General features: G+C 70.0%; 8 protein-coding genes. 6 read left to right on the top strand and 2 right to left on the bottom strand.

The window, feature by feature from the left end:
- Positions 1-35: 35 nt before the first annotated feature.
- The 6 genes from ettA (at position 36) to AC07EQ_RS14445 (ending at position 11,376) form a co-directional block, all read left to right on the top strand.
- The gene (gene ettA / locus AC07EQ_RS14470; protein ID WP_478388430.1) at positions 36-1,712 is read left to right on the top strand and encodes an energy-dependent translational throttle protein EttA; all 1,677 of its coding nucleotides are present in this window, start codon (positions 36-38) and stop codon (positions 1,710-1,712) included.
- Between the two features lie 107 nt (positions 1,713-1,819).
- The gene (locus AC07EQ_RS14465; RefSeq protein ID WP_478388429.1) at positions 1,820-4,594 is read left to right on the top strand and encodes a hypothetical protein; all 2,775 of its coding nucleotides are present in this window, start codon (positions 1,820-1,822) and stop codon (positions 4,592-4,594) included.
- 287 nt (positions 4,595-4,881) lie between these two features.
- Positions 4,882-9,855, top strand: a complete 4,974-nt coding sequence (locus AC07EQ_RS14460) for an NAD-glutamate dehydrogenase (protein WP_478388428.1) — start codon at positions 4,882-4,884, stop codon at positions 9,853-9,855.
- Between the two features lie 69 nt (positions 9,856-9,924).
- Positions 9,925-10,356 (top strand): acyl-CoA thioesterase, encoded by a 432-nt coding sequence (locus tag AC07EQ_RS14455; RefSeq protein ID WP_478388427.1) that lies wholly within the window; start codon positions 9,925-9,927, stop codon positions 10,354-10,356.
- On the top strand, positions 10,349-10,990 hold the full coding sequence (locus tag AC07EQ_RS14450) for a DUF8010 domain-containing protein (protein WP_478388426.1): 642 nt from the start codon (positions 10,349-10,351) through the stop codon (positions 10,988-10,990). The genes AC07EQ_RS14455 and AC07EQ_RS14450 overlap by 8 nt, the downstream gene beginning before the upstream one ends.
- Positions 10,991-11,229: 239 nt before the next feature.
- Positions 11,230-11,376 carry a hypothetical protein gene (locus AC07EQ_RS14445; RefSeq protein WP_478388425.1) on the top strand — a complete coding sequence of 49 codons (147 nt, stop codon included), beginning with the start codon at positions 11,230-11,232 and terminating at the stop codon, positions 11,374-11,376.
- Between the two features lie 69 nt (positions 11,377-11,445).
- Here AC07EQ_RS14445 and AC07EQ_RS14440 read toward each other — a convergent pair whose 3' ends face one another.
- Together AC07EQ_RS14440 and AC07EQ_RS14435 are read right to left on the bottom strand one after the other, a co-directional pair.
- Entirely contained in the window at positions 11,446-12,195 is a 750-nt protein-coding gene (locus AC07EQ_RS14440) for a hypothetical protein (RefSeq protein WP_478388424.1), read from the bottom strand.
- Between the two features lie 39 nt (positions 12,196-12,234).
- A complete protein-coding gene (locus tag AC07EQ_RS14435) occupies positions 12,235-12,438 on the bottom strand; it encodes a hypothetical protein (protein ID WP_478388423.1) in 204 nt (67 codons plus the stop codon).
- Between the last annotated feature and the right edge of the window lie 36 nt (positions 12,439-12,474).

Raw genomic sequence — 12,474 nt, 5'->3', positions numbered from 1 at the left:
GCGGTCCGCCACGGGGCGCAACTACGATTCATGGCATGGCCGAGTTCATTTACACCATGAAAAACGTGCGCAAGACGCATGGTGACAAGGTCATCCTCGACAACGCGACCATCCAGTTCTACCCGGGCGCCAAGATCGGCGTCGTCGGGCCGAACGGGGCTGGCAAGTCGACCGTGCTGCGCATCATGGCGGGACTCGACCAGCCGAACAACGGTGAAGCGTTCCTCACGCCGGGCTACACCGTCGGCATCCAGCAGCAGGAGCCGCCGCTCAACGAGGAGAAGACGGTCCTCGGCAATGTCGAGGAGGGCGTCGGGGAGATCAAGCAGAAGCTCAACCGCTTCAACGAGATCGCCGAGCTGCTCGCGACCGACTACTCCGACGAGCTCATGGAGGAGATGGGCAAGCTCCAGGAGGACCTGGACCACGCGGACGCGTGGGAACTGGACTCCCAGCTGGAGCAGGCGATGGACGCCCTGCGGTGTCCGCCGCCGGACGCGGAGGTCAAGAACCTCTCCGGTGGTGAGCGCCGCCGCGTCGCCCTGTGCAAGCTCCTGCTGAGCAAGCCCGACCTGTTGCTGCTCGACGAGCCGACCAACCACCTGGACGCCGAGAGCGTGCTCTGGCTGGAACAGCACCTGGCCACCTACCCGGGCGCCGTCCTCGCCGTCACCCACGACCGGTACTTCCTGGACAACGTCGCCGGCTGGATCCTGGAGCTGGACCGCGGCCGCACCTACCCGTACGAGGGCAACTACTCGACCTATCTGGAGAAGAAGGGCGAGCGGCTCGCCGTGCAGGGCAAGCGCGACGCGAAGCTGCAGAAGCGCCTGAAGGACGAGTTGGAGTGGGTCCGCTCCAACGCCAAGGCGCGCCAGACCAAGTCGCGTTCCCGACTGGGCCGCTACGAGGAGATGGCCGCGGAGGCCGAGCGCACTCGCAAGCTCGACTTCGAGGAGATCCAGATCCCGCCGGGCCCGCGCCTGGGCAACGTCGTCGTCGACGTCGAGAAGCTGAAGAAGGGCTTCGGCGACAACCTCCTCATCGACAGCCTGTCGTTCACGCTGCCGCGCAACGGCATCGTGGGCGTCATCGGCCCGAACGGGGTCGGCAAGACGACGCTGTTCAAGACCATCGTGGGCCTGGAGCAGCCGGACGCCGGCACGGTCAAGGTCGGCGACACCGTCAAGCTGTCCTACGTGGACCAGAACCGGGCGAACATCGACTCCGCCAAGAACGTCTGGGAGATCGTGTCCGACGGGCTGGACTACATCCAGGTCGGTCAGGTCGAGATGCCGTCGCGCGCCTACGTCAGCGCCTTCGGATTCAAGGGTCCGGACCAGCAGAAGCCGGCCGGAGTGCTCTCCGGTGGTGAGCGCAACCGCCTGAACCTGGCGTTGACGCTCAAGGAGGGCGGCAACCTGATCCTGCTGGACGAGCCGACGAACGACCTCGACGTGGAGACGCTGAGCTCGCTGGAGAACGCGCTCGAACAGTTCCCCGGCTGCGCTGTGGTGATCTCCCACGACCGCTGGTTCCTGGACCGCGTCGCCACGCACATCCTCGCGTGGGAGGGCGACGACGAGGACCCGGCGAAGTGGTTCTGGTTCGAAGGCAACTTCGAGGGCTACGAAGCGAATAAGATCGAGAGGATGGGCGCGGAGGCGGCCCGTCCGCACCGAGTGACGCATCGCAAGCTGACCAGGGGCTGAACGGAGGCGCTTTGGCGAGCGTGCCCGCTTCACCGAACACAAGCTCGGCACAGGGATTGCTCGAACCCGCACGGCAGATGCGGTGGAGAGTGCCCGAGTTGGCATTGATGCTCAGTGATCGTGCGGTCGCGCTCGCCAGGCGCACCGGTGACCAGGCGGCTCGCCTGAGAGCCGAGGCCCTCGCGTTGTTCGCCTCGAACCGGCTGGGCCGGGGCGTCCCGGCAACCGTCCGGGCGCTCGCGGCGGTCCGCGACGCGGAGGCCGCGGGTGACGCCGAGGTCGTGGCGGAGCTGCGGGTCGAGCTGGCGTGGTGCGCGCGCAGCGCGGGAAACTGCGAGGTCTCGGTCCGGGTGCTGAACCCGGTGCTGGAGCAGGAGCGGATCGAACCCGAAGTGCGGGCGCACGCCCTGCTGGCGTTGGCCGCGTCACTGCCCGCACACCAGCAGGACGGCCAGCGCTCCGAGGCGCTCGACGAGGCCGAGCGGCTGTACGAGACGTGCGGCCTCAGCCGGGACACCGCCCGGCTGCTCAAGGCTCGGGTCCGCGCCGCGCGAGCGGGGCATCACCGCCGGCTGGGCGAGTTCGGCGAGGCCGTCGCCGCGGCCGACGCCGGTCTCGCGCTGCTCGGGCAGCTCGGCGATCCGGCCGCGGACAGCGGGGAGATCCGGACCCGTCTCATCCTGGAACGGGTGCAGTCGTTGCTGGAGCTGGGGCGCCGTCCGGAGGCCGTCCAGGCGACGGAATCCGTGCTGGCACAGCCGGTTCGCGCCGCGGCGGCCGGGCCGGTCGGTTGGCTGGGGCTCGCGATGGCGACGCGCGTGCACCTGCCGGACGGCAACCACGGCGCGGCGGTGCGGACGCTCAACGACACCGCGGCCATCTCGGAGCGGCACAAGCTGGACGGTCTGCTCGCTGAGGCGCTGAACGCGCTGTCCCACGTGCACGAACGGGGAGCGGAGTTCCCCGAAGCGCTTCGCGCGCTGAGGGGTGCGTACGCCGCCGACCGGCGCTGGCGCGCGGCCGTGCACAACGCGCGGGTCCGGTTGCTCGCGGAGTACCCGGTGCTCGCGGGCGACGTCGAGGTGCCTCCGCGTTCGAGCGGTCTATCCCGGTCTGTACCGCACGAGCCGGTGCCGCAGGGCCCCGATCCGGCTGGGGCCCGAGCGGTCGTGCCGGAGCAGCCGGCGTACTGGCCGCCGGAACCTCGTCAGCCCGAGCAGGACGCTGTCGAGCAGGCCGAATCGGAGCACGCGAAGTCCGAGCACGGGGATGCACACGACGCGGCGCGTCGACTGATGGAGACCCTCACCAGCAGGGCCGCCCGACAGCGCGAAGGCGGGCGCCGTCGGCAGGAGATGCCCGAGCCCCGGATTTCCGAGGAGTCGGCGCAGCCGACGGTCGTGCTCGACCCGGTGACGATCCAACCGGCCGAGCCCGAGGTGGACCAGTCCGGTGCGGCAGCGTTCCCGGCCGCCGAGCCGCCGGAAGCCGAGGGCGGCGGTCAGTTCGCACGCACCGAGACGGTGGAGACCGAGGGCGGTCAGTTCGTACACACGGAGACGGTTGCCTTCCCGCCGCCCGCCGATCAGGGCGTTCCCGGCGGGGAGCCCGAGTCTGCGGAGCACGTCGAGCAGGCTTCGGCCTCGTCGCAGGCGAGTTGGTGGCCTTCGGAAGGCTCGGACCAGCCGTCCGGCGCCGAGCGCACCATTCCCGAGGTGCCTGTGGCGTACGAGCCGCAGCAGGACCAGCCGGGTGACGCAGGTCTCCAGGCCGGGACGAGCGCGCTCGCCGCGACGTTGGACAACCTTCGCCGGACGGCGGCCACTGCCGGCCGCGACTCGAGCGCCGCGGATGTCACCACGATCATGCCGGTGATCGGGGCTCCGGCCGGGCCGGACGACTGGTCGGGAACCGGATTGGTGGCGGATTCCCCGGTGGCCGATCCGCTGCCGGAAGCGCGAGCCGATTTCGAATCGCAGTACGGCCAGGACCCGACGGCGACCGAACCCGCCGCCGAACGGCCGGGGGGACACCGGGCCGACGATGCGCTGTCGCTCGAACCGTTCCACGGTGAGGGTGAAGCCGCCCCGGCGACCGAGCCCCCGGCGACCGAGCCCCCGACGATTCAGACACCGACGATTCAGACACCGACGATCCAGACACCGCCGGCAGACGTCCTGACCCCGGGCACGCCGACGGCGGACGATCCGGTGGTCGAGTCGGCTGGGGCTTCTGCGGCAGGGACGGAGCAGCGCGAAGGCGGTCGCCGATCGCGTGGCAAGTCGCTGGCCGAGATCCGCGCCGGTCTCCAGCTGTCCGCGGAGCCCCGCCCGGGGCGCCGCCGCGCTAGGCACGCCGAACCGGCCGAACCACCAGAACCGATCGAACCACCAGAATCGTCCGCCGCTGCGGTCACATCGCCGACTCCCGCCGCGGAGCTGCTCGGCAGGCACCGCCAGGACTGGGCGACCGAGCCGAACCTCCCGGTCGTCGAACCGCAGCCGTCGCTGCCCGTCGCGGGAACTTCCGAACCGGCAGGCGACCGCGAGGCCCCGGAACCGCCCGCCGCAATGTCACCTCCCGCAACACTGCCCGCAGTGGAACCACCGGCGGCGGATGCGGGGGCAGCGGAGAAGATCGGCCTCGCGGAGCTGCTCACCGAGGCGCTGATGGCCTACGAGAGCGGTCGGCGCGAGCAACCCGAGGTCGAGGAGGCCGCGCCGTCGGGCCGGCACAGCGAAGCGCGTGTGTCCGGAGTCACCGGCCATTCCCAGGTTTCCCGCTCCGTTCATTCGTCCACATCGGACGATCGAGGTCCCGCCGTGGCCCCTCGGCACCGCCGGGCGGCGGGCGACTCCACGGCGGTGGATCCGCTGTTCTGAAGCCGTTTCACCGAAGCGGCGCAACGGCTTGGTCCGAATGCGCAGGCGCGCGTCGACGTGCACCGCGGCCTGCGCGGACGTGACGGGCGACATTCCACGCCACCTTCCGGTGGCCGGGTGGGAATCGCGATCAAGACCGTTTTCTGAAACGTCAAAGTCATCGATCATTGTGCCGCTTTTCACGTGCCCGACCGCGCTACCGCCCTCTGCCGGGCGCTGGAACTGGCAGTCTTAAGGTGGAACCTGTTGGCACAAAGAGGTGCCGTCAAGCGTGGAGCTGCCTGAAGATGACCTCGAATCCCGGACAGTTGAAGACCGGAGAACGCCCGCGAGCCGATGGGGACGACGCGGTCGGCGAGCGGTCCGAGAACCCCGAACTGGCCAAGCGCCGTCTGCTGGACAGAGCGGTTGAGTCCGCACCGGAACTCGCCGAGCTGTTGCGCGCCTACTACCGGCACGTGCCCGCCGAGGAGCTCGTCGACGACGAGCCCGCCGACCTCGTCGGGGCACTGCGGTCGCACCACCGGCTCGCCGCGGAGCGGGTCGCGGGGCGGCCGCTGGTGCAGATCTTCAACCCGGATCGGGCCGAGGACGGCTGGGGTAGCCAGGCGACGGTGGTCCAGACCGTTACTGACGACATGCCGTACCTGGTGGATTCGGTGATCGCCGAGCTCGGCCGCTACGGCGCCGAGGTGCAGCGCATCATCCACCCCATCGTCGTGGTGCGCCGCGACGTGGCCGGCGAGCTGCTGGAGGTGCTGCCCGACGCGGACCCGGCGGCCCCGCCCGCCGACGCGATGGCCGAAAGCTGGATGTTCGTCGAGGTCGACCGGGTCGTCGACACCGACCGGATCGCCGACCTGAAGCAGGGCCTGGCCGACGTGCTCAACGACGTGCGCGAGGTCGTCGAGGACACCGAGCGGATGCACGCCACCGCCCGGTCGCTGGCCGACGAGCTGGACCAGACCCCGCCGCCGCTGCCGGGTGCCGACGTCCACGATGGAGCCGAGCTCCTGCGGTGGTTGGCCGACGGGCACTTCACGTTCCTCGGCTACCGGCACTACGAGCTGGTCGACGACGGCACCGAGCCCGCGCTGCAGGCCGTGCTGGCCTCCGGGCTGGGCGTGCTGCGCAGCGACAGCGTCGCCGCGCGCAGCCTGACCGCGGGGCCGGACGCCCGCGCCAGCGCGCTGTCCAAGGACCTGCTGGTGCTCACGCAGGCCAGCGCACCGTCCACAGTGCACCGTCCGGTGCACCCGTTCTACGTGGGCGTCAAGACCTTCGACGAGGCCGGGAACGTCAACGGGGAACACCGCTTCCTCGGGCTGTTCACCACCACCGCGCTGCACGAGAACGTGCTGGACATCCCGTTCATCGAGCGGCGGGTGCGGGAGATCATCCACCGCGCCGGGTTCCCGATGGAGTCCTACTCCGGCCAGCGGATGCTGGAGGAGATCCAGAACTACCCGCGCACCGAGCTGTTCTCCACCGACGCGGACACGCTGCAGGACACCATCACCGGCGTGCTGGCGCTGGCCGAGCGCCGCAAGCTCAAGCCGTTCCTGCGCCGCGACACCTACGGCCGCTTCTACTCGTGCCTGGTGTACCTGCCGCGGGACCGCTACACCACCAGCTCGCGGCTGGCGATGCAGGAGGTGCTGCTGGAGGAGCTCAACGGCACCGGCCTGGAGTACAGCACGCGGGTCGGCGAATCCACCCTGGCGCGGGTGCACTTCGTGGTGCACACCGACCCGGAGGACCAGGTGGAGCCGGACCTGGTGCGCATCCAGCACCGGCTGTCCGACGCCATCCACACCTGGGACGACCAGATGATCGAGGAGGTCGACGCCGAGCAGTCCGGCGGCGGCCGCGACGGTCACGCGGGGCGCAGCCTGTCGGAGGCGATCAGCCAGCTCGGCCAGCGCTACGCGTCGAGCTTCCCGGAGGCGTACAAGGAGGACTTCACCGCGAGCGAGGGCCTCGCCGACCTCCGGCGGCTGGAGTCGTTGTCGGATCCGCGCGACCTGAAGATGTCGTTCTACGCGCCGCGCGACGCCAGCGCGGGGCAGCGCCGCTTCAAGCTCTACGTCGGCGGCCGGGTGACCCTGTCGCGGGTGCTGCCGGTGCTGCAGAGCATGGGCGTCGAGGTCGTGGACGAGCGGCCCTACGAGGTCATCGTCGGCGACGCCGACCAGCAGTTCTGGATCTACGACTTCGGGCTGCGGCTGGACCCGGCGACGCTGGACACCGCGACGAGCGACGGCCTGCTGGAAACCCTGCGGGAGCGCTTCGAGGACGCCTTCCGCGCGGCCTGGCTCGGCGACGCCGAGGTCGACCGGTTCAACGCGCTGGTGCTGCGCGCCGGGCTGAACTGGCGGCAGGCGTCGGTGCTGCGCGCCTACGCCAAGTACCTGCGGCAGGTGGGCGTGGCCTACAGCCAGGACTACATCGAGGACGCCATCCTGGCGCACCGCCTCACCACCACGACGCTGGTCAGGCTGTTCGAGACGCGCTTCGACCCGGCGCTGGAGGCCGGCGACCGGGCGGCCCGCGAGGCGGACCTCACCGACGCGGTCACCAAGCTGATCGACGAGGTCACCAGCCTGGACGCGGACCGGATCCTGCGCAGCTACCTGAGCCTGATCCGCGCCACGCTGCGCACCAACTACTTCGCCGCCGACGGGGAGCAGGAACGCTCCTACCTGGCGCTGAAGCTGGAGCCCAGGGAGATCCCGGGGCTGCCGGAGCCGCGCCCGCAGTTCGAGATCTTCGTGTACTCGCCGTGGGTGGAGGGCGTGCACCTGCGGTTCGGCTCGGTGGCCCGCGGCGGTCTGCGCTGGTCGGACCGGCGGGAGGACTTCCGCACCGAGATCCTGGGCCTGGTCAAGGCGCAGGCGGTGAAGAACGCGGTGATCGTGCCGGTCGGCGCGAAGGGTGGCTTCGTGGTGAAGCGCCCGCCGGCGCCCACCGGCGACCCGGCGGTGGACCGCAAGGCCACCCTCGACGAGGGCATCGCCTGCTACCGGATGTTCATCTCCGGCCTGCTGGACCTGACCGACAACCTGGTCGGTGGCGAGGTGGCCCCGCCGAAGGACGTGGTGCGCCACGACGGCGACGACACCTACCTGGTGGTCGCGGCGGACAAGGGCACCGCGACGTTCTCCGACATCGCCAACGACGTCGCCAAGTCCTACGGCTTCTGGCTGGGCGACGCGTTCGCCTCCGGTGGCTCGGTGGGCTACGACCACAAGGCGATGGGCATCACCGCCAAGGGCGCGTGGGAGAGCGTCAAGCGGCACTTCCGCGAGTTCGACGTGGACACCCAGTCCGAGGACTTCACCGTGGTCGGCGTGGGTGACATGGCCGGCGACGTGTTCGGCAACGGCATGCTGCTCTCCGAGCACATCAGGCTGGTGGCCGCGTTCAACCACATGCACGTGTTCATCGACCCCGATCCGGACCCGGCGGTGTCCTTCGCCGAGCGCCGCAGGCTGTTCGAGCTGCCGCGGTCGACCTGGGACGACTACGACCGCAGCAAGATCAGCGCCGGTGGCGGCGTGTGGTCGAGGTCGCTGAAGTCGATCCCGCTGAACCCGCAGATCCGGGAGGCGCTGGGCATCGACGAGTCGGTGCGCAAGCTGGCGCCGGCCGAGCTGATCAAGCGGATCCTGCTGGCGCCGACGGACCTGCTGTGGAACGGCGGCATCGGCACCTACGTCAAGGCCGCGACCGAGACGCACGCCGACGTCGGCGACAAGGCCAACGACGCGGTCCGCGTCAACGGCGCCGACCTGCGGGCGAAGGTCGTCGGCGAGGGCGGCAACCTCGGTCTGACGTCGCTGGGCCGCATCGAGTTCGCCCGCGCGGGCGGCAAGGTCAACACCGACGCGCTGGACAACTCCGCCGGGGTGGACTGCTCCGACCACGAGGTCAACATCAAGATCCTGCTCGACCACCTGGCGGCCGACGGGCGGTTGACCGGTGAGCAGCGCAACGAGCTGCTCGCGGACATGACCGACGAGGTCGGCGAGCTGGTGCTGGCCGACAACCACGCGCAGAACGCGGTGCTGGGCATCTCGCGGGCGCACGCCGCCCCGATGGTGTCGGTGCACGCCCGCCAGGTCCTGGCGCTGGAGAAGAACGCCGGCCTGGACCGCGCGCTGGAGGCGCTGCCGACGTCGAAGGAGTTCCGCGACCGGGAGAAGGCCGGCGAGGGCCTGAGCTCGCCGGAGCTGGCGACGCTGATGGCGCACGTCAAGCTGGCGTTGAAGCGCGACGTGCTGGCCAGCGGCCTGCCGGACACCGAGGCGTTCAGCAACCGGCTTCCGGAGTACTTCCCGAAGCCGCTGCGGGAGCGCTACGCCGACGCGATCGCGGTTCACCCGCTGCGCCGGGAGATCATCACGACGCTGCTGGTGAACGAGATGGTCGACGGCGGCGGCATCTCCTTCGCCTACCGGCTGTCCGAGGAGATCAGCGCTTCGACGACCGACGCGGTGCGGGCGTTCGCGGTGGTCGACGAGGTCTTCGGGCTGCAGGAGCTGTGGGCGCAGATCGATGCGCTGGGCGGCTCGGTGCCGAGTTCGGTGGCCGACGAGCTGGTGCTGGAAAGCCGCCGCCTGCTGGACCGGGCGGCGCGCTGGATGCTGACCAACCGGCCGCAGCCGCTGGCGATCGGCGCCGAGATCGCCCGCTTCCAGCCGGTGGTCGCGGAGCTGTCCGCTTCGGTGCGCGGCCTGCTGCGCGGCCGGGCGGCCGAGGGCGCCACCGAGATGATCGACCGCTGGACGGCGGCCGGCGTCCCGGCGGACCTGGCGGAACGCGTCGGCGTGCTGCTGGATTCGTTCGCGCTGCTGGACGTCCGGGAGATCGCCGAGCTCGCGGAGCGCGACGCCGGGGTCGCGGCCGAGCGCAGCCCGCGGGAGAGCGCCGACCTGTACTACTCGCTGGCCGAGCACCTCGACGTCGAGCGGATGCTGCTGGCGGTCAACGAGTTGGAGCGCGGGAACCGGTGGCACTCGCTGGCCCGGTTGGCGTTGCGGGATGATTTCTACGCGTCGCTGCGTGCGATCACCATCGACGTCCTGCGGACCAGTGATCCGGAGGACGACCCGGAGGAGAAGATCGCTCGTTGGGAATCCACCAACGAGTCGCGACTGGCGCGGGCCAACTCGTCGCTGGAGCAGATCAAGAACTCCGGTCGGCTGGATCTGGCCACGCTGTCGGTGGCGGCCCGCCAGCTGCGCAGCATGGTGCGGTGACGGCATGATCGGGTGGCTTGCGGTCGCACCGGCCGCAAGCCACCCGAACGGCAGAAAGGAAGCTCGCCGGTGGGCGCGTTCGTAGCCGAGGTGGCCCTGCGCTGGTCCGACATGGACGCGTTCGGTCACGTCAACCACGCCAGGACGATCACGCTGCTGGAGGAGGCGCGGGCCGAGCTGTTGTTCACCGAGGCGGAGCGGCAGGGCCTGCTCGGCATGGCGGAGGGCATGGTGGTGGCCCGGATCGTGATCGACTACCACAGCCCGCTGGTCTACGCGTCGAAGTCGCTGCAGGTGCAGATGTCGGTGCGCGAGCTCAAGGCCGCATCGTTCATCCTCGACTACACCGCATACGCGCAGGAAGCGGTCGCCACCGCGGAAACGCTGATGGTGCCCTACGACCTGCGGGCGGGGCGGCCCCGGCGGATGACCAAGGAGGAGCGCGACTTCCTCGCGGAGTGGCAGCTCGATGCGGAGAAGCCGGAGTTGGGTCGTGTCTGAACTGCGGATGCCCGATGCGGTGGAGCGCGAGGACCTCGGCGCGTTCGTCGCCCGCGCGGTGCGGTTGGACGGCCAGGCGCTGGTGCGCCTGCGCAACCGGCCGGGCGCGGGCCGCGTCGACGTCTGGGCGGCGACGCCGTTCGACGCCCTGTCCACCAGGTCGGTCGAGGGCGAGGTGGAGCCCGCGGACCTGACGGTGTCGGGCAACGAACTGCTGGCGACGCTGACGGTGGCGGGCGCCCCGGTGATGGATCCGGGCCCGCCGCGGGATCTGCTGTGGCGCTCGGAGCTGCCGCCGGCGGTGGGCTGGCAGCGGGTGGACGACCTGCCGGCGAAGCTGGTCGGCGAGGTCGCGGAGCGCGGCATCGACGTGGCCAAGGACAACGTCGGTCCGAAGGGGACACCGCCGGCTTCCCTGCTGGACCAGGAGGTCTTCACGGTCAGCGGGGCGGGTTACCAGGTGAAGGTCCCGCTGCGCTGCCTGTTCGTGCTGTCGGGCATGGGTTTCCTGGTGGCGAAGCCGGCGGAGTCCGAGATCGTCCGGGTCAGCGCGACGGACGCCTGGCTCCGCCTGGACTCCCGCTACGGCGCGGTGGTCCGCCGCCGCCACGCACTCCTCCCGCTCCTGGTCTGACAGGTCCGCAGTTTCGAAATGAACCGAAACCCCAGTTTCAATTGAAACTGGGGAAGTTGCCCACAGGCACCGGCGTGTCGTTGCCCGACACGCCGACGGTCCGCAATTTCCATTGAAATCGAAGGTTCGATTTCAATGGAAATTGCGGCATCCGGTGCCGGGTGTGGGACCGTTCTCGACGCTGAGCCCCGCCTTGGCGGACGGGCACGGTCGTTGCCGTGGGCCCCTACGCTCGTGGCATGACGATCACGTACGAGTGGCGCGGCGACTTCGAGAACACCGCCGTCAGCGAATGGCTGCACGTCGACTTCGACGACGACCTCCGGGCGTTCTACTTCGGCGCCTGCGGATTCGAGCCGACGAACGCAGGTCTCATCGCGCTCTGAGCGGGCAACAGGCGTGAAGCCCCTGGCCGGACGCCACAAGATCGTCCTGAACCAGGAGCTCCACAGATCTCAGCAACCGACGGCTCGTTCACCTTCCGGTGTCCGTTCGACCAGCTGGACGTCCGTTCTCCCGAACCGGTTCACGGCCCACCACAGCCATTCCGGGCTGTACTCCTCCCCCGGCACCACCGCCTGCGCCGGGAGGTCGGCCAGCGCGGCATCGCTGACCCGTTCTCCCGCTGCGATGCTCGCCCCGGGCGCCGGGCGGACGCCGATCTCGACCGTGCCCGGCCGCGTGCCCGCGGCGATGACGAGCTGCCCGATCTCGGCCCAGGAGACCTTCGTCGGTCCGAAGACGGCGCCGTGCGCGTCGGCCTTGAACGCGAGCCATTCCTTCTCGTGCTCGTTGCGCAGCCACACGATGACGCCGATCAGCCCGCCGAACAGCACCACGCCCAACGCCGATGGCGCATCGATCGCCTGCATGAGCGCCGCGACGGCGAGGAACGCCGCGATCGCGGCGACGATCTTCCCGGCGATCCGCGGCGACGAGCCGGGCTTCATGATCCGGTACTGCGTGCTCTGCACCTTCTTGCGCGCCCGCACGATCACGAATCCCACCACGAGGAGAACCGCGCCGATCAGCACGAAGAAGCCCGCGTTGGAGCCGGGCCCGGCGAACAGCAGCGGCGCGATTCCGAGCAGGACGGCCGCGCCGAGCATGACCAGCGAAACCGTCGAATCCGCCTTCTTCAGCGTGCGGTTCTGGCCGTTGATCGCGTTCTGGTTCAGGAATGGATTGTTGCGCTCTGTTGGCATTTCTCGTCCTACGCGGGTAGTCGATTCCCGGGGAACGGCTTACCGGCCGTTTGCTCCCGCGCTGCGCTGCTTCTGGCGGCGATCCAGGTAGAAGAGCAGACCGCTGGCCGCGAAGCCGATGACGGCGTAGATGATGTCGTTCTGGCCTGCGTCGGTGTCTCCCGCGGAGAAGTCCATCCCCGCGAACACCAGAAAGAGGAAACCGGCGATGGCGCCGACGGCCATGTAGATCTTGTTGGTCATCTTCCCCGACCTCGTCTGATTTGCCGAATGAGCGTT

Source organism: Saccharopolyspora sp. NPDC045839, from assembly GCF_056431645.1.
Note: the sequence above shows the minus strand (reverse complement) of the source record. Positions and strands in the feature narration are given on the sequence as shown.

Excerpts from the sequence above, each read along its gene's own strand:
- ettA (WP_478388430.1), top strand. The coding sequence starts at position 36 with ATGGCCGAGTTCATTTACACCATGAAAAACGTGCGCAAGACGCATGGT.
- AC07EQ_RS14460 (WP_478388428.1), top strand. The coding sequence starts at position 4,882 with ATGACCTCGAATCCCGGACAGTTGAAGACCGGAGAACGCCCGCGAGCC.
- AC07EQ_RS14435 (WP_478388423.1), bottom strand. The coding sequence starts at position 12,438 with ATGACCAACAAGATCTACATGGCCGTCGGCGCCATCGCCGGTTTCCTC.
- AC07EQ_RS14440 (WP_478388424.1), bottom strand. The coding sequence starts at position 12,195 with ATGCCAACAGAGCGCAACAATCCATTCCTGAACCAGAACGCGATCAAC.
- AC07EQ_RS14465 (WP_478388429.1), top strand. The coding sequence starts at position 1,820 with ATGCTCAGTGATCGTGCGGTCGCGCTCGCCAGGCGCACCGGTGACCAG.
- AC07EQ_RS14445 (WP_478388425.1), top strand. The coding sequence starts at position 11,230 with ATGACGATCACGTACGAGTGGCGCGGCGACTTCGAGAACACCGCCGTC.